Origin of the sequence: Pseudomonas syringae group sp. J309-1 (assembly GCF_032582135.1) — a bacterium.
In the GTDB taxonomy this organism is placed as follows: Bacteria; Pseudomonadota; Gammaproteobacteria; order Pseudomonadales; family Pseudomonadaceae; genus Aquipseudomonas; species Aquipseudomonas quasicaspiana.
This window is the reverse complement of sequence record NZ_JAWHNU010000066.1, coordinates 456-24,517: the sequence shown is the minus strand read 5'-3', so window position 1 is coordinate 24,517 and position 24,062 is coordinate 456. Positions and strand designations below refer to the sequence as shown.

The window sequence follows — 24,062 nt, the reverse complement described above, 5'->3', positions numbered from 1 at the left end:
CCGCCTCGAACGACCTCTTCCCGCCGCCACCGCGCAAATCAGGCTCATAGCCAGACATCTGATCAGCGAGCAGCCATCCATGTGCCTTCGATATCCGGGGCGTTTTGGCGGAGCAGGACATTCCAACAAAACCTATGTGAAAGGGGTTTCGCTCATGGCACTGACACGCGAACAACAAATAGCAGCTCTCGAGAAAGACTGGGCTGAAAATCCGCGCTGGAAAAATGTGACCCGTACGTATTCCGCCGCTGACGTCGTCCGCCTGCGTGGCTCGGTTCAACCTGAACACACGTTCGCCAGGAATGGCGCAGAGAAGCTCTGGAATCTGGTCACCCAAGGTGCCAAGCCTTCCTTCCGTCCTGACAAGGACTTCGTTAACTGCATGGGCGCTCTTACTGGCGGTCAGGCGGTACAACAGGTCAAGGCCGGTATTCAGGCGATTTATCTGTCTGGTTGGCAGGTAGCCGCCGACAATAATTCGGCCGAATCGATGTACCCCGATCAATCGCTGTACCCAGTAGACTCGGTGCCGACCGTAGTCAAGCGCATCAATAACTCCTTCCGCCGTGCCGACCAGATTCAGTGGAAAGCAGGGAAAGGTCCGGGCGATGAAGGCTACATCGATTACTTCGCGCCCATCGTAGCGGATGCCGAAGCCGGTTTTGGCGGCGTACTCAACGCCTACGAACTGATGAAAAGCATGATCGAAGCAGGTGCCGCGGGCGTGCACTTCGAAGACCAGCTGGCATCGGTCAAGAAATGCGGCCATATGGGCGGCAAGGTTCTGGTACCCACCCAGGAAGCCATACAAAAACTGGTGGCCGCTCGCCTGGCGGCGGACGTTGCCGGTGTACCGACGATTATTCTGGCGCGTACCGACGCAAACGCTGCTGACCTGCTGACGTCTGACTGCGATCCGTATGACAAACCTTTCGTAACCGGCACCCGAACGCACGAAGGCTTCTACAAGGTACGCGCCGGGCTGGATCAGGCCATCGCTCGCGGTCTGGCCTACGCGCCTTATGCCGATCTGATCTGGTGTGAAACCGCCAAGCCGGATCTGGACGAAGCCCGTCGTTTTGCCGAGGCGATCAAGAAGGAGTACCCGGATCAGTTGCTCTCCTACAACTGTTCACCGTCCTTCAACTGGAAGAAGAATCTGGACGACGCGACCATTGCCAAATTCCAGCGCGAGCTTTCGGCCATGGGTTACAAGCACCAGTTCATTACCTTGGCGGGTATTCACAACATGTGGCACAGCATGTTCAACCTGGCGCACGACTACGCCCGCAACGACATGACGGCCTACGTGAAACTGCAGGAGCAGGAGTTCGCCGATGCCGCCAAAGGCTATACCTTCGTGGCGCACCAGCAGGAAGTGGGCACCGGCTACTTCGATGACGTGACCACCGTAATTCAGGGGGGAGTGTCTTCGGTAACGGCGCTGACGGGCTCTACTGAGGAAGAGCAGTTTCACTGAGATCGGCGGTGACTAAATCGCGGGCAAGCCCGGCTCCCACAAGAGAAATACGGTCGCTGTGGGACTGGGCTTGGTCTGGGCGGCATTCCGACGATAAGGTCACCGCAAAACTTCCAGAAACAGCAACTACCTCACATTAAACGCCATTAAACCCGCCTAACAACAAATGATACTTATTATCATTTAGAAAACAGTCCTTCTTCCGTAACTTTTTAGAACGAAACATAATTAGCTTAAACCCCGCCAACCCCCGCCCCGCCTGCTCCAAACCCTCAACTCAGGGCTGTAAGTGATTAATTGCACAAATTAATTTGATATAGAAAATTTACTTGCCCTGTTTTTGCACATAAAATCATCGAAATTGATTTCGCTGCGACATATCGTCGCTGCATATACTATTTTCAAGCTCAGAGACCATTGATCTCTGTCAAGGAATGCCAGCATGTCCGAATCGACAGGTTTGATTGCCCACAACTGGGGCTTCGCCATTTTCCTTTTGGGTGTAGTCGGCCTGTGCGCCTTCATGCTCGGTGTTTCCAGCCTCTTGGGTAGCAAAGCCTGGGGCCGCAGCAAAAACGAACCGTTTGAATCCGGCATGCTGCCTACCGGCAGCGCCCGCCTTCGCCTTTCGGCAAAATTCTATCTGGTCGCGATGCTGTTCGTGATCTTCGACATTGAAGCCCTATATCTCTTTGCCTGGTCTGTGTCCGTCCGCGAAAGCGGCTGGACCGGATTCGTCGAAGCACTCGTTTTCATAGCAATTCTGTTGGCAGGTCTTGTCTACCTATGGCGGGTTGGAGCGCTGGATTGGGCTCCTGAAGGTCGCCGTAATCGGCAAGCGAAGCTAAAACAATGAGGCTTTGGCGATGCAATACAATCTCACCAGGATCGACCCGGATGCTCCAAATGACGAGTATCCAATCGGCAAACGGGAAACTGTTTCCGACCCGCTAGAAGATCAAGTCCACAAAAACATCTACATGGGCAAGCTGGAAGACGTGCTGAGTGGCGCGGTCAACTGGGGGCGTAAAAACTCCCTGTGGCCGTACAACTTCGGCTTGTCGTGCTGCTATGTGGAAATGACAACCGCCTTCACGGCGCCCCACGACATCGCCCGCTTCGGCGCCGAGGTTATCCGGGCATCGCCGCGTCAGGCGGATTTCATGGTTATTGCCGGTACTTGCTTCATCAAGATGGCGCCGATCATTCAGCGTCTCTACGAGCAAATGCTCGAACCTAAATGGGTTATTTCCATGGGTTCGTGCGCCAACTCCGGTGGTATGTACGACATTTATTCCGTGGTTCAGGGCGTGGACAAGTTCCTTCCTGTGGATGTCTATGTGCCCGGCTGCCCGCCCCGCCCCGAAGCATTTCTGCAAGGCTTGATGCTGTTGCAGGAATCCATCGGCCAGGAGCGTCGCCCTCTTTCCTGGGTCGTCGGTGACCAAGGCGTGTATCGCGCCGAGATGCCGTCGCAAAAGGAACAGCGCCGCGAACAGCGAATTGCAGTCACCAATCTGCGCAGCCCCGACGAAGTCTGATCCAGAACTGTTCCTTTTAAAGAACGAATAGCTGGCTTCATTCTTTACGTTGACCGAAAGCGATAAAAAACCATGACTACAGGCAGTGCTCTGTACATCCCGCCTTACAAGGCAGACGACCAAGACGTCGTCGTAGAATTGAACAACCGTTTTGGCGCCGAGGCGTTCACCGCCCAATCGACCCGCACTGGCATGCCTGTGCTGTGGGTCGAGCGTGCGCGCCTGATCGAGGTGCTGACCTTCCTGCGTCAGCTGCCCAAACCTTACGTCATGCTGTACGACCTGCATGGCGTGGACGAGCGTCTGCGTACCAAGCGCCATGGCTTGCCGGGTGCTGACTTCAGCGTGTTCTACCACTTGGTGTCGATCGAACGTAACAGCGACGTGATGATCAAGGTAGCGCTGTCCGAAAGTGATCTAAGCCTGCCGACCGTAACCCGCATCTGGCCCAACGCTAACTGGTACGAGCGTGAAGTCTGGGACATGTTCGGTATCGATTTCCGCGGCCACCCGCACCTGAGCCGGATCATGATGCCGCCGACCTGGGAAGGTCACCCGCTGCGCAAGGACTTCCCGGCGCGCGCCACCGAATTCGATCCGTTCAGCCTGACGCTGGCCAAGCAGCAACTGGAAGAAGAAGCCGCGCGCTTCAACCCGGAAGACTGGGGCATGAAGCGCTCCGGAACGAACGAGGACTACATGTTCCTCAACCTGGGCCCGAACCACCCTTCGGCTCACGGTGCGTTCCGTATCATCCTGCAGCTGGACGGTGAAGAAATCGTCGATTGCGTTCCGGACATTGGTTACCACCACCGTGGTGCCGAGAAAATGGCCGAGCGTCAGTCGTGGCACAGCTTCATTCCGTATACCGACCGGATCGATTATCTGGGCGGCGTGATGAACAACCTGCCGTACGTGCTTTCGGTCGAGAAACTGGCTGGCATCAAGGTGCCTGAGAAAGTCGACACCATCCGCATCATGATGGCCGAGTTCTTCCGGATCACTAGCCACTTGCTGTTCCTGGGTACTTACATTCAGGACGTGGGCGCGATGACCCCGGTGTTCTTCACCTTCACCGACCGTCAGCGGGCCTACACCGTGATCGAAGCCATCACCGGTTTCCGTCTGCACCCGGCCTGGTATCGCATCGGTGGTGTTGCCCACGACCTGCCGCGCGGTTGGGAAAAACTGGTCAAGGATTTCGTTGACTGGCTGCCGAAGCGTCTCGACGAGTACACCAAAGCAGCTCTGCAGAACAGCATCCTGAAAGGTCGGACCATCGGTGTCGCTGCCTACAACACCAAAGAGGCCCTCGAATGGGGTGTCACCGGTGCAGGCCTGCGTTCCACCGGTTGCGATTTCGACCTGCGTAAAGCGCGTCCTTACTCCGGCTACGAGAACTTCGAGTTTGAAGTACCGCTGGCGGCCAATGGTGATGCCTACGACCGCTGCATGGTTCGCGTCGAAGAAATGCGCCAGAGCATCAAGATCATCGACCAGTGCATGCGCAACATGCCGGAAGGCCCGTACAAGGCGGATCACCCGCTGACCACGCCGCCGCCGAAAGAGCGCACGCTGCAGCACATCGAGACCTTGATCACGCACTTCCTGCAGGTTTCGTGGGGCCCGGTCATGCCAGCCAACGAATCCTTCCAGATGATCGAAGCGACCAAGGGCATCAACAGTTACTACCTGACGAGCGACGGCGGCACCATGAGCTACCGTACCCGGATCCGCACCCCAAGCTTCCCGCATCTGCAACAGATCCCTTCGGTGATCAAAGGCAGCATGGTCGCGGACTTGATCGCGTACCTGGGTAGTATCGATTTCGTTATGGCCGACGTGGACCGCTAAGCATGAGCATGAACAGCACGCTTATCCAGACAGACCGTTTCGCCCTCAGCGAAACCGAGCGCTCGGCCATCGAGCACGAGTTGCATCACTACGAGGACCCGCGCGCGGCGTCTATCGAAGCCCTGAAGATCGTTCAGAAGGAACGTGGCTGGGTGCCGGACGGCGCCATCTACGCCATCGGCGAACTGATCGGCATCCCTGCGAGCGACGTTGAAGGTGTGGCGACGTTCTACAGCCAGATTTTCCGTCAGCCGGTTGGCCGACACATCATCCGTGTCTGCAACAGCATGGTCTGCTTTATTGCCGGCCATGAATCAGTGGTCGAAGAAATCCAGAACTCGCTGGGCATCGCCCCGGGCCAGACTACGGCCGACGGCCGCTTCACCCTGCTGCCAGTCTGCTGCCTGGGCAACTGCGACAAAGCCCCGGCCGTGATGGTCGACGATGACACCTTTGGCGACGTGCAACCCGGCACTGTGGCCAAGATGCTGGAGGGTTACCCATGACCATCACTTCCTTCGGCCCTGCCAACCGCATTGCGCGCACGGCAGAAACCCATCCGCTGACCTGGCGTCTGCGTGATGATGGCGAGCCGGTCTGGCTCGACGAATATCAGGCCAAAGACGGTTATGCGGCGGCGCGCAAGGCGCTCACCCAGCAATCGCCTGACGACATCGTCCAGTCTGTCAAAGATTCCGGCCTTAAAGGTCGCGGCGGCGCGGGCTTCCCCACTGGCGTGAAGTGGGGCCTGATGCCCAAAGACGAATCCATGAACATCCGCTACCTGCTGTGCAACGCGGATGAAATGGAGCCCAACACCTGGAAAGACCGGATGTTGATGGAGCAGCTGCCACACCTGTTGGTGGAAGGCATGCTGATCAGCGCTCGTGCGCTGAAAGCCTATCGCGGTTACATCTTCCTGCGCGGCGAATACGTCACTGCGGCCAAGCACCTCAATCGTGCCGTGGCAGAAGCCAAAGCAGCCGGTCTGCTGGGCAAGAACATTCTGGGCACCGGCTTTGATTTCGAGCTGTTTGTGCACACCGGCGCCGGGCGTTACATCTGCGGTGAAGAAACCGCACTGATCAACTCCCTGGAAGGCCGTCGCGCCAACCCGCGCTCCAAGCCGCCCTTCCCTGCCGCCGTTGGCGTGTGGGGCAAGCCGACGTGCGTGAACAACGTTGAGACGCTGTGCAATGTTCCGGCCATCGTTGGTAACGGTAATGACTGGTACAAGTCCATCGCCCGCGAAGGCAGCGAAGACCACGGCACCAAGTTGATGGGTTTCTCCGGCAAGGTGAAAAACCCTGGTCTGTGGGAACTGCCATTCGGCGTGCAGGCCCGAGAGTTGTTCGAAGACTATGCAGGCGGCATGCGCGACGGTTACAAGCTCAAGTGCTGGCAGCCAGGCGGCGCCGGTACTGGCTTCCTGCTGCCAGAACACCTGGAAGCGCAAATGTATGCCGGTGGTATCGCCAAGGTCGGCACCCGGATGGGTACAGGTCTGGCCATGGCCGTTGACGACAAGGTCAACATGGTCTCGCTGCTGCGCAACATGGAAGAGTTCTTCGCTCAGGAATCCTGCGGTTTCTGCACCCCTTGCCGTGACGGTTTGCCATGGAGCGTGAAGATTCTGCGCGCCCTGGAAAAAGGTGTCGGCCAGGCGGGTGATATCGAAACCCTGCTGGGACTCGTTGGCTTCCTTGGCCCGGGCAAGACCTTCTGCGCTCACGCACCGGGTGCCGTGGAGCCGTTGGGTAGTGCGATCAAATATTTCCGCCCGGAGTTCGAGGCCGGTATCGCGCCCACCAGCGCAGCCGTTCCCCCTCTGGCAAGACCGATCATCGTCGGCGCGTAACCGTTTGCAAGGCCGGGGGACATCCCCCGGTTCATCGCACGATGACGCCGTGAAGGCTGTTTAGAGTCGTGCGAATAACAAGATTCCATTAGCCACGCCCGCTGACACCGGGCCAACGAAGACCTTTGAACCATGGCCACTATCCACGTAGACGGCAAAGCGCTCGAAGTCGATGGGGCAGACAACCTGTTACAGGCATGTCTGTCGCTAGGCCTCGACATCCCGTATTTCTGCTGGCATCCCGCCCTTGGCAGCGTTGGCGCCTGTCGCCAATGTGCGGTCAAGCAGTACACAGACGAAAACGACACCCGTGGTCGTATCGTCATGTCCTGCATGACTCCAGCCACCGATAACACCTGGATTTCCATCGAAGATGACGAATCCAAGGCCTTCCGGGCCAGTGTCGTCGAATGGCTGATGACCAACCACCCCCACGACTGCCCGGTCTGTGAGGAAGGCGGTCACTGCCACCTGCAAGACATGACCGTGATGACTGGCCACAACGAGCGCCGTTATCGCTTCACTAAACGCACCCACCAGAACCAGGAACTCGGCCCGTTCATCGCTCACGAGATGAACCGCTGCATCGCCTGCTACCGTTGCGTGCGTTTCTATAAAGATTACGCAGGCGGCACCGACCTTGGTGTATTCGGCGCTCACGACAACGTGTATTTCGGTCGCGTTGAAGACGGCGTTCTGGAAAGCGAGTTCTCCGGCAACCTCACCGAGGTCTGCCCGACCGGTGTGTTCACCGACAAGACTCACTCCGAGCGTTACAACCGCAAGTGGGACATGCAGTTCTCGCCAAGCATCTGCCATGGCTGCTCCAGCGGTTGCAACATCAGCCCGGGCGAGCGTTACGGTGAAATCCGTCGTATCGAGAACCGTTACAACGGTTCGGTGAACCAGTACTTCCTCTGCGACCGTGGCCGTTTCGGTTATGGCTACACCAACCGCGAAGACCGTCCACGTCAGCCGCATCTAGCCGATGGCAGCAAACTGAGCCTGGATCAGGCGCTGGATAACGCTGCTGATCTACTGCGCGGCCGCAACATCGTCGGTATCGGTTCGCCGCGTGCCAGCCTGGAAAGCAACTACGCCCTGCGCGAACTGGTGGGTGCCGAGCACTTCTATTCAGGTATCGAAGCCTCAGAGCTTGAGCGTATCCGTCTGGTGGCTCAGGTGTTGAAAGACAGCCCGCTGCCGATCCCGACCCTGCGTGACATCGAAGACCACGACGCTATTTTCGTACTCGGTGAAGACCTGACCCAGACAGCTGCACGTCTGGCTCTGGGCCTGCGCCAAGCGGTAAAAGGCAAGGCCGAAGAGATGGCAGCGGCGATGAAAGTCCAGCCATGGCTCGACGCGGCAGTGAAGAACATCGGTCAGCATGAGCTGAACCCACTGTTCATCGCCAGCCTGGCCGAAACCAAACTGGATGATGTTGCCGAAGAATGCGTCCACGCAGCACCGGACGATCTGGCGCGTATCGGTTTCGCCGTCGCTCACGCGCTGGATGCAAGTGCGCCAGCCGTTGAAGGCCTTGAGCCTGAAGCTCTTGAACTGGCCCAACGTATCGCCGACGCCCTGCTGGCCGCCAAGCGCCCGCTGATCATTGCCGGTACTTCTCTGGGCTCCAAAGCGCTGATCGAAGCCGCGGCCAACATTGCCAAAGCGCTGAAGCTGCGCGACAAGGCAGGCTCCATCAGCCTGATCGTGCCGGAGGCCAATAGCCTCGGCCTGGCACTGCTGGGTGGCGACTCTGTCGATGCCGCGCTGCAAGCAGTAATCGACGGCAAGGCCGACGCTATCGTCGTGCTGGAAAACGATCTGTACACCCGCACCGATGCTGCCAAGGTCGATGCAGCCCTGAGCGCGGCGAAAGTCGTGATCGTGGCTGATCATCAGAAAACCCCGACCGGTGATCGTGCTCATCTGGTGCTGCCTGCTGCCAGTTTTGCTGAGGGCGACGGTACGCTGGTCAGCCAGGAAGGCCGTGCTCAGCGCTTCTTCCAGGTGTTCGACCCGACTTATCTGGACGCCAGCATTCTGGTTCACGAAGGCTGGCGCTGGCTGCACGCCCTGCGCGCCACCCTGCTGAACAAACCGGTGGACTGGACGTTGCTGGACCACGTGACGGCTGCCTGCGCTGCAAGTAATCCGCAACTGGCTGCCATCGTCAACGCTGCGCCATCGGCTGCGTTCCGTATCAAAGGCTTGAAGCTGGCTCGCGAACCGCTGCGTTATAGCGGCCGTACCGCAATGCGCGCCAACATCAGCGTGCACGAACCGCGTACTTCGCAAGACAACGACACCGCGTTCTCCTTCTCCATGGAAGGTTACTCGGGTTCGGTTGAGCCACGTCAGCAAGTACCATTTGCCTGGTCACCGGGCTGGAACTCGCCACAAGCCTGGAACAAGTTCCAGGACGAAGTCGGCGGTCACTTGCGTGCCGGTGATCCGGGCACACGTCTGATCGAAACCCAGGGCGATAACCTGAGCTGGTTCACCAGCGCACCTCGCGCCTTCTCCCCTGCTCAAGGGACCTGGCAAGTGGTGCCGTTCTATCACCTGTTCGGCAGCGAAGAGAACTCTTCGAAAGCCGCTCCGGTTCAAGAACGCATTCCTGCTCCTTATGTGGCTCTGGCCAAGTCGGAAGCTGATCGCCTGGGCGTCAACGAAGGCGCTTTGCTGTCGTTGAATGTCGCCGGTCAGACCCTGCGTCTACCGCTGCGTATCAACGAAGAGCTGGGCGCGGGTCTCGTGGCGTTGCCTGCCGGTCTGGCCGGTATTCCGCCGGCGATTTTCGGCAAGTCCGTTGACGGTCTGCAGGAGGCAGCGCAATGAGTTGGTTCACCCCTGATGTGATCGACGCGATCATTGCGGTCGTCAAGGCCATCGTTGTGCTGCTGGCCGTTGTGGTCTGCGGCGCACTGCTGAGCTTTGTGGAACGTCGTCTGCTGGGCTGGTGGCAGGACCGTTACGGTCCGAACCGCGTCGGCCCGTTCGGCATGTTCCAGATTGCTGCCGACATGTTGAAAATGTTCTTCAAGGAAGACTGGACCCCGCCGTTTGCCGACAAGGTGATCTTCACCCTGGCCCCGGTAGTTGCCATGAGCGCCTTGCTGATCGCGTTCTCGATTATCCCGATCACCCCAAGCTGGGGCGTGGCGGACCTGAATATCGGTCTGCTGTTCTTCTTCGCCATGGCCGGGCTGTCGGTTTACGCCGTTCTGTTTGCCGGTTGGTCGAGTAACAACAAGTTCGCCCTGCTCGGCGCGCTGCGTGCCTCGGCACAAACCGTGTCCTATGAAGTGTTCATGGGCCTGGCGTTGATGGGCATCGTGGTGCAGGTTGGCTCGTTCAACATGCGCGACATCGTTGAATATCAGGCGCAAAACCTGTGGTTCATCATTCCGCAGTTCTTTGGCTTCTGTACCTTCTTTATTGCTGGCGTCGCCGTGACTCACCGTCACCCGTTCGACCAGCCGGAAGCGGAACAGGAACTGGCTGACGGTTACCACATTGAATATGCAGGCATGAAGTGGGGCATGTTCTTCGTTGGCGAATACATCGGCATCATTCTGATCTCGGCGCTGCTGGTAACGCTGTTCTTCGGTGGCTGGCACGGTCCGTTCGATATCCTGCCGTCACTGTCGTTCTTCTGGTTCGCCATCAAAACTGCGTTCTTCATCATGCTGTTCATCCTGCTGCGTGCATCCATTCCGCGCCCACGCTATGACCAGGTCATGGATTTCAGCTGGAAATTCTGTCTGCCGCTGACCCTGATCAATTTGCTGGTGACTGCTGCGGTTGTGCTGTTGAACACACCAGCCGGCTCGGTTCAGTGAGGATTTGACCCATGTTCAAATATATTGGCGACATCGTTAAGGGTACTGGTACCCAGTTGCGAAGCCTGGTGATGGTATTCGGTCACGGCTTCCGCAAACGCGACACCCTGCAATATCCGGAAGAAGCGGTGTACCTGCCGCCGCGCTATCGCGGTCGTATCGTACTGACCCGCGATCCTGATGGTGAAGAACGCTGCGTAGCCTGCAACCTGTGCGCCGTGGCCTGCCCGGTTGGCTGCATCTCGCTGCAGAAAGCCGAAACCGATGACGGCCGTTGGTACCCAGAGTTCTTCCGCATCAACTTCTCGCGTTGCATTTTCTGCGGCCTGTGCGAAGAAGCCTGCCCGACCACGGCGATCCAGCTGACACCGGATTTCGAAATGGCCGAGTTCAAGCGTCAGGATCTGGTTTACGAGAAAGAAGATCTGCTGATCTCCGGCCCCGGCAAGAACCCTGACTACAACTTCTATCGCGTCGCCGGTATGGCCGTCGCTGGCAAGCCCAAGGGCTCTGCACAGAACGAAGCCGAACCGATCAACGTCAAGAGCTTGCTGCCTTAAGGAAGTAAAGATGGAATTCGCTTTCTATTTCGCATCCGGCATCGCTGTAGTGTCCACCCTGCGGGTGATCACCAACACGAACCCGGTGCACGCCCTGCTCTACCTGATCATTTCGCTGATCGCCGTGGCGATGACTTTTTTCAGCCTTGGCGCTCCGTTCGCCGGGGTTCTGGAAGTCATCGCTTATGCGGGCGCGATCATGGTCCTGTTCGTTTTCGTGGTGATGATGCTCAACCTGGGCCCTGCCTCGGTTCAGCAGGAACGCACCTGGCTCACACCCGGTATCTGGGTTGGCCCGGTGATTCTGGGCGCGCTGCTGCTGGCTGAATTACTGTACGTGCTGTTCGCCAACCAGACAGGCGCCGCTATCGGTCACACCACCGTCGACGCCAAGGCAGTCGGCATCAGCCTGTTCGGGCCCTACCTGCTGGTCGTCGAACTGGCCTCGATGCTTCTGCTGGCTGCTGCAGTAACGGCATTCCATTTGGGCCGCAACGAAGCGAAGGAGCCAAGCCAATGAATGCTATCCCTCTGGAGCACGGTCTGGCGGTTGCCGGGGTCCTGTTCGTTCTCGGCCTGGTCGGTCTGATAGTGCGCCGTAACATTCTTTTTGTGTTGATGAGCCTGGAGATCATGATGAACGCATCGGCTCTGGCGTTCGTCGTTGCCGGTAGCCGCTGGGCTCAGCCGGATGGACAGGTCATGTTCATCCTGGTGATCACCCTCGCGGCGGCCGAGGCCAGTATTGGCCTGGCGATCCTGATGCAGCTGTATCGCCGCTTCCACACTCTCGATATCGACGCTGCCAGCGAGATGCGCGGATGAACCTACTCTTTCTGACTTTCGTATTTCCCCTGATCGGTTTTCTGCTGCTGTCGTTCTCCCGTGGACGTATCTCGGAAAACCTCGCGGCATTGATCGGCGTCGGCTCTATCGGCCTGTCAGCCATCGTTACTGCGTGGGTTATCTGGCAGTTCAACGTTGCGCCGCCTGAAGGCGGTCACTACACCCAGGTGTTGTGGCGCTGGATGGCCGTGGACGGTTTTGAACCCAACTTCGCGCTGTATCTGGACGGCCTGTCCGTGACGATGCTGGGTGTCGTGGTTGGCGTCGGCTTCCTGATCCACCTGTTCGCTTCCTGGTACATGCGTGGCGAAGCCGGTTACTCGCGTTTCTTCGCATACACCAACCTGTTTATCGCCAGCATGCTGTTCCTGGTGCTCGGCGATAACCTGTTGTTCCTGTACTTCGGTTGGGAAGGTGTAGGTCTATGCAGTTACTTGTTGATCGGTTTCTACTACAGCAACCGCAACAACGGTAACGCGGCACTCAAAGCCTTCATCGTGACCCGTATCGGCGACGTGTTCATGGCCATCGGCCTGTTCATCCTGTTCCAACAACTGGGTACGCTGAATATCCAGGAGTTGCTGGTGCGTGCGCCTGAGCACTTCAAGGTCGGCGACTTCTGGATCGTGCTGGCCACTCTGCTGCTGCTCGGCGGTGCTGTCGGTAAATCCGCGCAACTGCCGCTGCAAACCTGGCTGGCAGACGCAATGGCTGGCCCGACGCCGGTTTCGGCACTGATCCACGCCGCAACCATGGTGACCGCAGGTGTTTACCTGATCGCCCGGACTCACGGTCTGTTTGCTCTGGCTCCGGACATTCTGCATCTGGTAGGTATCGTCGGCGGCGTGACACTGGTTTTGGCAGGTTTCGCAGCACTGGTACAGACCGACATCAAACGTATCCTCGCCTACTCGACCATGAGCCAGATCGGCTACATGTTCCTGGCACTGGGCGTCGGTGCCTGGGAAGGCGCGATCTTCCACCTGATGACTCACGCCTTCTTCAAGGCGCTGCTGTTCCTCGCCTCCGGTGCGGTGATCGTTGCCTGCCACCACGAGCAGAACATCTTCAAGATGGGCGGCCTGTGGAAGAAACTGCCTCTGGCCTACGCCAGCTTCATCGTCGGCGGCTCGGCCCTTGCGGCCCTGCCATTGTTGACGGCGGGTTTCTACTCCAAGGACGAAATTCTCTGGGAGGCTTTCGCCAGCGGCAACAACGGTCTGCTGTACGCAGGTCTGGTCGGCGCATTCATGACTTCCCTGTACACCTTCCGCCTGATCTTCATCACCTTCCACGGTGAAGCGAAAACGGAAGCGCACGCAGGTCACGGTATTGCCCACTGGTTGCCATTGAGTGTGCTGATCGTGCTGTCGACTTTCATCGGCGCGCTGATCACCCCACCGTTGGCGGGTGTGCTGCCGCAAAGCGTCGGCCATGCCGGTGGCGATGCCAAGCACAGTCTGGAAATCGCCTCGGGTGCTATCGCTCTGGCCGGTATCCTGCTCGCAGCCTTGCTGTTCCTGGGCAAGCGCCGCTTGGTCACTTCCATCGCCAACAGCGCACCGGGCCGTTTCCTGTCGGCTTGGTGGTTCGCGGCATGGGGCTTCGATTGGGTGTACGACAAGCTGTTCGTCAAGCCGTATCTGGCTATCTGCCAGTTGCTGCGTAGCGACCCACTGGACCACACCATTGGTTTGATCCCACGTCTGGTCAAGGCAGGTCATGGCAGCATGACCCGTACCGAAACCGGTCAACTGCGCTGGTATGCCGCTTCGATCGCTGTAGGTGCCGTACTGGTACTCGGCGCCGTCGTCGTGGTTGCGGTCTGACATGAACCTTGCGAATTTGCGAAAGGAATTGAGCCCGTCATGATTCTGCCTTGGCTAATCCTGATCCCCTTTATCGGTGGCCTGCTGTGCTGGCAAGGTGAGCGTTTCAGCGCCACCATGCCGCGCTGGATCGCGCTGCTGACCATGTCCCTCGAACTGGCCCTGGGCCTCTGGTTGTGGAGTACTGGCAACTACAGTTACGCACCAGCGCCCGGCGTCGACCCAACCTGGGCTATCGAATTCAAGCACTTGTGGATCGCTCGCTTCGGCATCAGCGTCCACCTGGCCCTTGATGGTCTTTCGTTGCTGATGATCCTGCTGACCGGCCTGCTCGGTGTGCTATCGGTGTTGTGTTCGTGGAAAGAGATCCAGCGTAACGTTGGTTTCTTCCACCTCAACCTGATGTGGATCCTCGGTGGCGTGATTGGCGTGTTCCTGGCCATCGACCTGTTCATGTTCTTCTTCTTCTGGGAAATGATGCTGGTGCCGATGTATTTCCTCATCGCGCTCTGGGGTCACAGCTCGGCGGACGGCAAGAAGACACGAATCTACGCCGCGACCAAGTTCTTCATCTTCACTCAGGCCAGCGGCCTGATCATGTTGGTGGCGATCCTCGGTCTGGTCCTGGTCAACTTCAATCAGACCGGAGTGATCACGTTCGATTACGCCACACTGCTGAAGACCCAACTGGCACCGGGCACCGAATACATCCTGATGCTGGGTTTCTTCATTGCCTTCGCAGTTAAGCTGCCAGTGGTGCCCTTCCACTCCTGGCTGCCGGATGCTCACGCCCAGGCGCCTACAGCGGGCTCGGTCGATCTGGCCGGTATCCTGTTGAAAACCGCTGCGTATGGTCTGCTGCGATTTGCACTGCCGTTGTTCCCGAACGCGTCTGCCGAGTTCGCGCCTATCGCCATGATTCTGGGCCTGATCGGCATTTTCTACGGCGCTTTCCTGGCATTCGCACAGACCGACATCAAGCGCCTGATCGCGTTTTCCAGCGTCTCGCACATGGGCTTCGTGTTGATCGGGATCTATTCCGGCAGCCAGCAAGCGCTGCAAGGCGTTGTGATTCAGATGCTTGCTCACGGTCTGTCGGCTGCCGCACTGTTTATCCTCAGCGGTCAGTTGTACGAACGTCTGCATACGCGTGACATGCGTGAAATGGGTGGTTTGTGGTCGCGCATCGCCTACCTGCCAGCGATCAGCCTGTTCTTCGCGGCGGCCTCTCTGGGTCTGCCGGGTACCGGTAACTTTGTGGGTGAGTTCCTGATCCTGCTGGGCAGCTTTGTCAGTGCGCCATGGATCACCGCAATTGCCACGTCCGGTCTGGTGTTTGGCTCTGTCTACTCGCTGATCATGATCCACCGCGCCTACTTCGGCCCGGCGAAATCCGACGAGCCTCTCAAAGGCATGGACGGACGGGAAATGATCATGGTGCTCGGTCTGGCCGTATTGCTGGTACTGGTCGGGGTTTACCCGCAGCCATTCCTCGATACGTCGGCAGCGACCATGCACGGCGTGCAGCAATGGCTCGGCACTGCCTTCACTCAACTCGCTTCGGCCCGGTAAGAGCGCTATGGACCTGACGACTCAACATTTTATTGCGCTTGCCCCACTGCTGATTACCAGCCTTACCATTGTTGTGGTGATGCTGGCGATCGCATGGCGCCGCAATCACTCGCAAACCTTCCTGCTCAGCGTGGGGGGGCTTAACCTTGCCCTGCTCTCGATCTACCCGGCATTGAAAGTCGCTCCGCTGGTAGTGACGCCCCTGCTGCAGATCGACAGCTTCGCCTGCTTGTACATGGCGCTGATCCTGGCCTCGACTCTGGCGTGCGTGACCATGGCTCACGCCTATCTCGGCGATGGCAAAGCTGGCTACCCTGGCAATCGTGAAGAGCTTTACCTGCTGATCCTGCTCGCCGCTGCTGGCGGTCTGGTACTGGTCAGCGCGCAACACCTGGCAGGCCTGTTTATCGGTCTGGAGCTGTTGTCGGTGCCGGTCTACGGTCTGGTCGCTTACGCATTCTTCAACAAGCGCTCGCTGGAAGCCGGTATCAAATACATGGTGCTCTCGGCAGCCGGTTCGGCGTTCCTGCTGTTCGGCATGGCGCTGCTGTATGCCGAAGCTGGCACGCTGGGCTTTGAAGGCATTGGTAAGGCGCTGGCTGCAAGCGGTCTGCCAAGCCCGATCGCCAGCCTGGGTCTGGGCATGATGCTGGTAGGTCTGGCATTCAAGCTGTCGCTGGTGCCTTTCCACCTGTGGACCCCGGACGTCTACGAGGGCGCCCCTGCCCCGGTAGCGGCTTTCCTGGCCACTGCCAGCAAGGTTGCAGTTTTCGCAGTGCTGGTGCGTCTGTTCCAGATCTCCCCCGCGGCCAACAGCGGTGTACTGCATGACGTACTGGCGGTCATCGCCGTGGCGTCGATCATCGTCGGCAACCTGCTGGCACTGATGCAGAACAACTTGAAGCGTCTGCTGGGTTACTCGTCCATCGCCCACTTCGGCTATCTGATGATTGCCCTGGTGGCGAGCAAAGGCATGGCGGTTGAGGCCATCGGCGTGTATCTGGTCACTTATGTACTGACCAGCCTGGGCAGCTTCGGTGTGATCACCATGATGTCGTCGCCGTACAGCGGACGTGATACCGATGCGATGTTCGAATACCGCGGTCTGTTCTGGCGTCGTCCATACCTGACAGCGGTAATGACCCTGATGATGCTGTCCCTGGCGGGCATCCCGCTGACGGCTGGCTTCATCGGCAAGTTCTACATCATCGCAACCGGCGTTGAGTCGAAGCTGTGGTGGTTGCTCGGTGCGCTGATCATCGGTAGCGCTATCGGCGTCTTCTACTACCTGCGCGTGATGGTCACGCTGTATCTGGTGGACTCCAAGCTGCCACGCCACGATGCGGCCTTCAACTGGGCGCAACGTACCGGCGGCGTGATGCTGCTGGCAATTGCCATTCTGACCTTCGTACTGGGTGTCTATCCGCAGCCGCTGCTGGAACTGGTCAAGCAAGCGGGTCTGATGGGCTGATCTCTCAAGCATCAGGCATGAAGGGACGCATAAAAAAACCTGCTCGATTGAGCAGGTTTTTTTTCGCCTGGAAGTTTACCCAGGCAAACGTACCGTCTTCTTGGCGCTGACGAACAAGCCCCAGGTGGACATGAACAACGCTGCGACCATCGGGCCGATCACGAAACCGTTAAGACCGAACACAGACATCCCGCCCAGGGTAGAGATCAGAATCAGGTAATCGGGCATCTTGGTATCTTTGCCAACCAGAATAGGTCGCAGCACGTTGTCGACCAGTCCAATCACGAACACGCCGAACAGCGCGAGTACTACGCCCTGCCAGATCATGCCGCTTAACAGGAAATAAACTGCCACTGGCGCCCAGACGATCCCTGCGCCCACGGCTGGCAGCAGCGACAGAAACGCCATGATGACCGCCCAGAGCAGAGCGCTGGGAATGTCGAGACACCAGAAGATAAAGCCTCCGAGTGCACCCTGGGTAATCGCGACCACAATGTTGCCCTTGACCGTGGCGCGTACGACGCGAGTGAACTTCAGTTGCAGGCGACGTTTCTGGGGTTCAGCCAGAGGCACTGCGATACGCATCTTGCGCACCAGTTCCTGGCCGTCGCGCAGGAAGAAAAACAGCAGGTACAACATGATGAAAAAGCCCACGACGAAGTCGAAGGTGCCCTGACCAAAGCTGAATGCCTGCGTTGCCAGGTACTGACTGCCCTGCATCGCGCCTTTGGCGATCTTGTCGCGCAGACCATCGAGATCGCCCATGCCGAGTCGATCCAGCCAGCCCTGAACGTAATGCGGCAACAAGCCTTTGAACTCGGCGAGATAGCTGGCGATGTCGAGCTGCCCGCTTTCGACGTTCTTGTAGAGCGTGGCACCTTCCTGAACCAGCAAGGCACTGATGACGATAACCGGCAAAATCGCGATGACCAGACAGATTACCAGGGTACAGAGCGACGTCAGATTACGTGTCCAGCCAAAGCGCAGCAGCAAGCGACGCTGGACCGGGGCAAAGATGATGCCGAGGATCACCGCCCAGAAAACCGCGCCGTAGAACGGCAACAGAATCCATATGAACGCGATGGTCACCAGCACCAACAGCATGATCAGGGTTTTGTATTGCAGCGTGGTTTCGTTCATGTCCTTTCCATGTCAGTAGGCAAGCAACTCGCTTGACCTGATCCTTAGTCAGCCAATCGACGGACGAGTGCGATCATTCTGCGGTCGGGCAGATGAAGGCTCTGGAAAGGGTATTACAGCAGAGAATGCTTCTGGCCGCAGGGTTTGCAGGAGATCGCACAGTGTCATTACACCGCTCTGTCTGACGGCAGACATTTGATCTGTAGGAGCTGCCGAAGGCTACGATAGCGGTGTGCCAGGATGAATGCCTCGCAGCCTTCGGTAGCGCTCATCAAACACGAAATAACTATCTGAGTTTAAATGCTTATTCTGTAGGAGTGAGCTTGCTCGCGATAGCGTCAGGTCAGACGCTATCCTCTTAACAGATCGACCGCTATCGCGAGCAAGCTCACTCCTACAGGATCCATGTTTATTACGCGACAGTGCGGCGCGGCGGACGAGGAGGGCGCTCCTGCAGGTCAACCATTAGTAGCGCACTTCTCACGCGGGTTAAACGCGGAACTGCCCAACCAATGCACCAAGGCGCTGACCAAGGTCATTCAGGCTGCGGGAGGTCTGCGCGCTTTGCCGGGTTTCGTCTGCCACGGTGTCAACGGCAGAAGCAATCTGATGCACGCTGCGGTTGATTTCCTCGGCAACTGCCGTTTGCTCTTCAGCGGCGCTGGCGATTTGCGCGTTCATGGTGTTGATGGTAGTGATCAGCTCGCCAATGGCATCCAGCGAAGACCCCGCCTGATTGGCCTGCACGGAGGTACCATCACCGGCTTCGCTGGAGCGACGCATGGCGTCAACAGCCGTCTGCGTGCCTTTCTGCAAGCGATCGATCATGCCCTGGATTTCCTGAGTGCTCTGCTGGGTACGACTGGCCAGCGCACGCACCTCATCGGCGACCACCGCGAAACCGCGACCCGCCTCCCCCGCACGCGCTGCTTCGATAGCGGCGTTGAGGGCCAGCAGGTTGGTCTGCTCAGCGATAGAGCGAATCACCCCGAGTACGCTCACAATCGAAGACACATCTTTCTGGAGGCTATCCAGAGACGAGCCACTGTTTCGAATATCTTCAACCAGCGCGTGAATCAATTTGATGCTGCCATCGACGACGCGTTTGGCCGACTGCCCCTCCTCGTCGGTCTTCTGTGCAGCAACCGAGGCACCCTGGGCACTCTTCGCCACTTCCTGAGCCGCAGCGGACATCTCGTTGATTGCGGTGGCAACCTGATCAGTCTCTTGGCGCTGGCGTTCCATGGCTTGCTCTGAGCGCTGCGCCTGGCTCGACACTTCGCCTACCAGACCGGTCAATTGTCCGGTCATGCCGGATATCTGACTGACAAGACTATGGATTTTGTCGACAAAGCGGTTAAAGGAACTGGCCAGGTCACCCAACTCATCCTGACTGGTAACTGCCAGACGGCGAGTCAGGTCCCCCTCGCCTGCGGCGATGTCATCGAGGTTGTTTTTCATCAGGCGCAGTGGGCGCAGCAGGGTGCCTGCCAGCACGACACCGACAATGCTGATAATGACAAGAACAAGTAAGGCAACCCCGACGATGCTCAGCAGCATTTCCTGCAGGCGTGCTTCAACGTCCCGCTCGACCAATGCAACCTGAGCGTCGATACCATCAAGATTGACAGACGAGCCGATCGCCATGTCCCATTTTGGCAAATATTCGGTGTAACCCAGCTTGGGCAGCAACTCGGTTTTGCCAGGCAGCGGTGAGGAGTACAGCAGATAGTGCGTACCCGCTTTGGCTACAGCCACCAGTTCATTGTTGACATAGACGCCGTTGGGGTCGCGTGCTTCTTTGAAGCTCTTCCCTACGCCATCAGGACTGTTTGCCTTGAACAAGCGTATTGATTGCGAATCGTAGCCGAAGAAGTAGCCGTCCTTGCCATAGGAAATGCCGGAAAGCAGTTTTATAGCCTGTGCCCTTGCGGTCTCATCGCCAGCCGGCGCGGCGTCGTAGATCGGTTTGATAGCTGTCATACCGATGGCGACATAATTTTGCAGCGTAGCCTTGGCTTCATTCAGCAGCCGTTCGCGGGTCTGGCTGACCTCCTGTTTTGCCTGCTCGCGGAGCATCACAATCGTTGTCACGCTGATGATCAACGCGAATATCAGCACTGGCAGAATCGCCAGTGAAAGTACTTTGGCTTTCAGGCTAATGCGCATAGGACCCCAAGCATCAATTTGTTGTTTTTAAATTTTGATCTTGGGCCTGTATCGGCAATCTGGCTGAAAAGTTGAGAGGCTTCTGAAGTGCTCGTAAGTAAAGTCCGTATTGAACGCCGGAATATTGAGCGGTAGTTGCCAGGTTAATGACGTGCCTAATGGCTTACTGAGCAAGTCAATCGATCGCTGAACGATCAGGCAGGTCAATCCGTACTCGAAGCCCACCTGAGTGGCTGGCTTCAAGTTGCAGATGGCCGCCCCACACCTGAACGATATCGCGCACGATACCGAGGCCCAGTCCATGACCGGTGATTTGCTCATCCAGACGCGCACCACGGCTGAAGACTTCCTCGCGCATGGCTTCAGGGATACCGGGACCGTCGTCTTCGATCACAATACTGAAGCTCGCTTCCTCCCTACTAATCGTCAGCAATACTTCGCTGTCCGCCCATTTGCAGGCGTTATCCAGCAAGTTGCCCAGCAGTTCCAGAATATCCTCACGGTCCCAAGGTAGAGACAGACCTGGCTTGACGTGCATCTCAAGGTTTAAGTGCTCGCCATGGATCATGCGCAAGGTGGCGAACAGTCCGCTCAATTCGGCATCACAATCAAAATGCGCACCGGGCAACGCATCGCCGGATAGCCGCGCACGATTGAGCTCACGCGCAAGGCGTTGCTGAATCTGTTCCAGTTGCTCACGCAGAATATTACGCAGGGCGGGATGGGCATCAAATTGGGGGCTGGCAATGGCGCTGAACAGGACTGCCAGTGGTGTTTTCAACGCATGCCCCAGATTGCCGAGCGCGTTGCGCGAGCGTCTCAGGCTGTCTTCGGTATGCTCCAGCAAATGGTTGATTTGCGACACAAGAGGTTCGAGTTCTACGGGTACCTCTTCATCCAGTTGGGAACGCTTGCCTTGCTGGAGCTGAACAAGCTGTTCACGGGCCCTATCAAGTGGACGCAAGGCACGACGCACCGTCACCCGCTGCAGAGCCAGAATCAGCAGGAGAGCGGCAAGTCCCAGCCCGAGGCCAATTTGTTGTACCCGAAGAAAGCTCGCCCTGACCGGTGTGTAGTCCTGGGCAACGGTAATTGACAGGTCCTGACCGAATTTCCGGTAATCGGCCTTGTGCAGTAGCAAGGACTGGCCTGTCTGACCTAACTCGTAGCTCGCATGTAACCCACTCGAACCTGGATCGGGAATTTCCAGATCCCATAACGATCTGGAGCGCCAGTGGCCCTCCGGAAAATCAATTCGAAAATAGTGCCCGGAATAAGGCCGCTGATAGGCAGGCGACAATCGATGCTCATCCAGTTGCACGCCATTCTGGCCGCGCACCAAGGCAACCAGCAGGCTTTCGCTTTCGTTGCGCAATCCGGCTTCCAGATAACGCTGCAAACCTAACTCAAACAGCCACAAGCTGGTTTGAGCCAACACAACGCACACTAGAACCATCACGCTGATGAGCCCGATGCTCAAGCGACGTTGAATAGACTTCAAGCAGCAGGCTCCCCGCCAAAACGATAGCCCTGACCGCGCCGGGTTTCGACCACGGCTTTACCCAGCTTGCGTCTGAGGTGATTCACATGCACTTCAATGACGTTGGAATCACGCTCGTTTTCACCGTCATAAAGGTGCTCAGCCAAATGGCTTTTTGAAAGGATCTGCTCGGGGTGCAGCATGAAGTAACGCAGCAATCTGAATTCAGCGGAGGTCAGCTGAATGTCTACTCCGCCTTGATTAACGCATTGACGCCCTTCGTCCAGATGCAAACCAGCGGATTCAAGACGAGGCTGATTGGCCAGTCCTTTGGAGCGGCGCAACAACGCCTGAATACGCAGCTGCAGCTCTTCGGGATGAAAAGGCTTGGTCAGGTAATCGTCAGCACCGGCCTTCAGCCCTTCTATACGTTCAGACCAGGAGCCTCGCGCCGTAAGTACCAGAACCGGCGTTGCCAGCCCTGCGGTACGCCATTGTTCGAGTACTTCCAGACCAGGAAGCCCTGGCAAGCCAAGGTCGAGAATAATCAAATCATAAGGCTCGGTTACGCCTTGGTGAACCGCATCACGCCCGTCCGCAAGCCAGTCAACGGCATAGCCCTGCCTGCCCAGACCGGCAAGCAACTCATCAGCCAGCGGGACATGGTCTTCTACCAGTAACAGGCGCATCAGTCTTCCTCATCCTTCAATAGTCGACTGTCCCGAGCGTCATATTTCAGCTCGCGGACGACCCCTTCCGAGGTCAGAATCTCAAACTCATAAACGTACACGCCATGCTTCTCTTCAAGTTCCGCCTCTAATAACTTGGCGCCCGGATGACGGGCCATGGCCAAATCCATCAACTGTTCAAGCGGAAGAATAGTGCCCTTCTGACGCAAGCTCAGCGCTTCATCCTGATCCAGGTCCCTCGCTTGCACAGAGATGCAGACCAGCACAAGGCAAACAAGAGTGCCACGACGCTTAGGTAACTTCATTATCGGTCCTGATGATTTTTGAGCACCTTCCCGGTCGCGGCATCGATATCTACGTCCCAGTGGATACCTCGAGGGTCGGTAAGCTCAACCTCATAAACATGCTTGCCGTATTTTTCATCAAGCTCGGTGTCATTGATGGTCGCGCCAGGGTGCCTGGCCAACGCTACTGCGTTAAGCTGCTCCGCGCTTTTAATGCTGCCAGCGGCGCGCAATGTAGCAGCTTCGTCAGGGGAAATGTCGCGAGCGCTGACTGCACCGCTGGTAAATACCAGAAGGGCAGAAGCCAAAAGCGCAGTCAGGGTTTTCACTATCAGGCTCCATCGAGAATGTTTATTCCTATGCATTTAGAATAAACGTCCCAACTTAATTCAACCTGAATCTATCTGGCTAGGTGCCATCAGTGCGGATGAACTACCGCGTTTTAGCGCAAAGCCCAAACCAATGCTGATAAACTCTTGGCCTGCATGCGTCGCTGCGACGATCGCCATTTTTAGAGTTGAACATTTTGGAAATTTTTAAAGAGTTTACGTTCGAGTCGGCCCACTTCCTGCCTCACGTGCCCGAAGGTCATAAATGCGGACGGCTGCATGGGCACTCCTTCCGCATCGCTATCCATCTGGAAGGTGAAGTCGATCCGCACATCGGCTGGATCCGCGATTTCTCTGAAATCAAGGCGATCTTCAAGCCGCTTTATGAACGCCTCGACCACCACTATTTGAATGACATACCCGGGCTTGAAAACCCAACCAGCGAGAACCTCGCCAAATGGATCTTTGCTGAGCTCAAGCCGCTGTTGCCGGAGCTGTCTGCTATACGTATTCACGAAACGTGCACCAGTGGTTGTATCTACCGCGGCGAGTAATCGCTGGTACTGAGAAAGCCCTCCTTGTTCGCAAGGGGGGCTTTTTTGTGGCAGGAGGGAATGATGTTGCAGGCGTGCACGATATCAATGGGCAATTGCACTGGTAGGAGCGAACTTGTTCGCGAAGGGGCGGTACATCCGCAGGTTTTGTATCGCCTGACATATAGCTTTCCCGAATGAATTCGGTCCTACCGAGATTGGCGCATGGACGGTAGGAGCGAACTTGTTCGCGAGGGGGCGGTACATCCGCAGGTTTTGTATCGCCTGACACACAGCTTTCCCGAATGAATTCGGTCCTACCGAGCTTGGCGCATGGACGGTAGGAGCGAACTTGTTCGCGAGGGGGCGGTACATCCGCGGCTTATGTATCGCCTGACATATAGCCTTCCCGAATGAATTCGGTCCTACCGAGGTTCGCGCATGGACGGTAGGAGCGAACTTGTTCGCGAGGGGGCGGTACATCCGCAGCTTTTGTATTGCCTGACATATAGCCTTCCCGAATGAATTCGGTCCTACCGAGGTTCGCGCATGGACGGTAGGAGCGAACTTGTTCGC

Annotated in this window: 21 protein-coding genes and 1 pseudogene; 15 read left to right on the top strand and 7 right to left on the bottom strand. The window is 57.5% G+C overall.

What is annotated here, in order from left to right; translation table 11 throughout:
• Positions 1 to 154 precede the first annotated feature (154 nt).
• From aceA to nuoN, 14 genes are all read left to right on the top strand, one after another.
• Positions 155 to 1,480, top strand: a complete 1,326-nt coding sequence (gene aceA, locus RX972_RS25365) for an isocitrate lyase (protein ID WP_316879568.1) — start codon at positions 155 to 157, stop codon at positions 1,478 to 1,480.
• Between the two features lie 442 nt (positions 1,481 to 1,922).
• On the top strand, positions 1,923 to 2,336 hold the full coding sequence (locus RX972_RS25360; protein WP_027899398.1) for an NADH-quinone oxidoreductase subunit A: 414 nt from the start codon (positions 1,923 to 1,925) through the stop codon (positions 2,334 to 2,336).
• A gap of 10 nt (positions 2,337 to 2,346) precedes the next feature.
• The gene (locus RX972_RS25355) at positions 2,347 to 3,021 is read left to right on the top strand and encodes a NuoB/complex I 20 kDa subunit family protein (protein ID WP_027899397.1); all 675 of its coding nucleotides are present in this window, start codon (positions 2,347 to 2,349) and stop codon (positions 3,019 to 3,021) included.
• Positions 3,022 to 3,093: 72 nt separating this feature from the next.
• Positions 3,094 to 4,875: an NADH-quinone oxidoreductase subunit C/D gene (gene nuoC / locus RX972_RS25350; protein ID WP_316879565.1), complete on the top strand. Its 1,782-nt coding sequence runs from the start codon at positions 3,094 to 3,096 to the stop codon at positions 4,873 to 4,875.
• Positions 4,876 to 4,883: 8 nt separating this feature from the next.
• Positions 4,884 to 5,381: an NADH-quinone oxidoreductase subunit NuoE gene (nuoE, locus tag RX972_RS25345; RefSeq protein ID WP_027899395.1), complete on the top strand. Its 498-nt coding sequence runs from the start codon at positions 4,884 to 4,886 to the stop codon at positions 5,379 to 5,381.
• Complete coding sequence (gene nuoF / locus RX972_RS25340) at positions 5,378 to 6,733, top strand: NADH-quinone oxidoreductase subunit NuoF (RefSeq protein WP_122709149.1); 1,356 nt, start codon at positions 5,378 to 5,380, stop codon at positions 6,731 to 6,733. The genes nuoE and nuoF overlap by 4 nt, the downstream gene beginning before the upstream one ends.
• Positions 6,734 to 6,865: 132 nt before the next feature.
• The gene (nuoG, locus tag RX972_RS25335; RefSeq protein WP_316879563.1) at positions 6,866 to 9,580 is read left to right on the top strand and encodes an NADH-quinone oxidoreductase subunit NuoG; all 2,715 of its coding nucleotides are present in this window, start codon (positions 6,866 to 6,868) and stop codon (positions 9,578 to 9,580) included.
• Entirely contained in the window at positions 9,577 to 10,584 is a 1,008-nt protein-coding gene (gene nuoH / locus RX972_RS25330; RefSeq protein WP_095097525.1) for an NADH-quinone oxidoreductase subunit NuoH, read from the top strand. Before nuoG ends, nuoH begins: the two co-directional genes overlap by 4 nt.
• An 11-nt stretch (positions 10,585 to 10,595) precedes the next feature.
• Positions 10,596 to 11,144: an NADH-quinone oxidoreductase subunit NuoI gene (gene nuoI, locus RX972_RS25325; RefSeq protein ID WP_017123831.1), complete on the top strand. Its 549-nt coding sequence runs from the start codon at positions 10,596 to 10,598 to the stop codon at positions 11,142 to 11,144.
• 10 nt (positions 11,145 to 11,154) lie between these two features.
• Complete coding sequence (gene nuoJ / locus RX972_RS25320) at positions 11,155 to 11,664, top strand: NADH-quinone oxidoreductase subunit J (RefSeq protein WP_027899391.1); 510 nt, start codon at positions 11,155 to 11,157, stop codon at positions 11,662 to 11,664.
• The gene (nuoK, locus tag RX972_RS25315) at positions 11,661 to 11,969 is read left to right on the top strand and encodes an NADH-quinone oxidoreductase subunit NuoK (protein WP_027899390.1); all 309 of its coding nucleotides are present in this window, start codon (positions 11,661 to 11,663) and stop codon (positions 11,967 to 11,969) included. Before nuoJ ends, nuoK begins: the two co-directional genes overlap by 4 nt.
• Positions 11,966 to 13,819, top strand: a complete 1,854-nt coding sequence (nuoL, locus tag RX972_RS25310) for an NADH-quinone oxidoreductase subunit L (protein WP_099271222.1) — start codon at positions 11,966 to 11,968, stop codon at positions 13,817 to 13,819. Before nuoK ends, nuoL begins: the two co-directional genes overlap by 4 nt.
• 39 nt (positions 13,820 to 13,858) lie before the next feature.
• Positions 13,859 to 15,391 carry an NADH-quinone oxidoreductase subunit M gene (gene nuoM / locus RX972_RS25305; protein ID WP_027899388.1) on the top strand — a complete coding sequence of 511 codons (1,533 nt, stop codon included), beginning with the start codon at positions 13,859 to 13,861 and terminating at the stop codon, positions 15,389 to 15,391.
• 7 nt (positions 15,392 to 15,398) lie between these two features.
• Positions 15,399 to 16,862 (top strand): NADH-quinone oxidoreductase subunit NuoN, encoded by a 1,464-nt coding sequence (nuoN, locus tag RX972_RS25300; RefSeq protein WP_099271224.1) that lies wholly within the window; start codon positions 15,399 to 15,401, stop codon positions 16,860 to 16,862.
• Positions 16,863 to 16,937: 75 nt separating this feature from the next.
• On the opposite strand, the gene RX972_RS25295 is transcribed toward nuoN, so the two are convergent.
• The 7 genes and pseudogenes from RX972_RS25295 to RX972_RS25270 form a co-directional block, all read right to left on the bottom strand.
• Positions 16,938 to 18,002: an AI-2E family transporter gene (locus RX972_RS25295; protein ID WP_027899386.1), complete on the bottom strand. Its 1,065-nt coding sequence runs from the start codon at positions 18,000 to 18,002 to the stop codon at positions 16,938 to 16,940.
• A gap of 489 nt (positions 18,003 to 18,491) precedes the next feature.
• Positions 18,492 to 19,247, bottom strand: coding sequence for a methyl-accepting chemotaxis protein (locus RX972_RS29665; RefSeq protein ID WP_406643835.1), 756 nt, complete (start codon positions 19,245 to 19,247; stop codon positions 18,492 to 18,494).
• Positions 19,248 to 19,349: 102 nt separating this feature from the next.
• Positions 19,350 to 20,081: pseudogene (locus tag RX972_RS29660) on the bottom strand (cache domain-containing protein); the annotation flags it as partial.
• Between the two features lie 265 nt (positions 20,082 to 20,346).
• The gene (locus RX972_RS25285; protein ID WP_316879547.1) at positions 20,347 to 21,672 is read right to left on the bottom strand and encodes a sensor histidine kinase; all 1,326 of its coding nucleotides are present in this window, start codon (positions 21,670 to 21,672) and stop codon (positions 20,347 to 20,349) included.
• Positions 21,669 to 22,340: a response regulator transcription factor gene (locus tag RX972_RS25280; RefSeq protein ID WP_027899384.1), complete on the bottom strand. Its 672-nt coding sequence runs from the start codon at positions 22,338 to 22,340 to the stop codon at positions 21,669 to 21,671. The genes RX972_RS25285 and RX972_RS25280 overlap by 4 nt, the downstream gene beginning before the upstream one ends.
• Positions 22,340 to 22,645 carry a PepSY domain-containing protein gene (locus tag RX972_RS25275; RefSeq protein ID WP_099271228.1) on the bottom strand — a complete coding sequence of 102 codons (306 nt, stop codon included), beginning with the start codon at positions 22,643 to 22,645 and terminating at the stop codon, positions 22,340 to 22,342. Before RX972_RS25275 ends, RX972_RS25280 begins: the two co-directional genes overlap by 1 nt.
• Positions 22,645 to 22,953, bottom strand: coding sequence for a PepSY domain-containing protein (locus RX972_RS25270; protein WP_027899382.1), 309 nt, complete (start codon positions 22,951 to 22,953; stop codon positions 22,645 to 22,647). The genes RX972_RS25275 and RX972_RS25270 overlap by 1 nt, the downstream gene beginning before the upstream one ends.
• A 197-nt stretch (positions 22,954 to 23,150) precedes the next feature.
• Between RX972_RS25270 and queD the strand changes: the two genes are divergently transcribed.
• The gene (gene queD, locus RX972_RS25265; RefSeq protein WP_080238016.1) at positions 23,151 to 23,507 is read left to right on the top strand and encodes a 6-carboxytetrahydropterin synthase QueD; all 357 of its coding nucleotides are present in this window, start codon (positions 23,151 to 23,153) and stop codon (positions 23,505 to 23,507) included.
• Positions 23,508 to 24,062 lie beyond the last annotated feature (555 nt).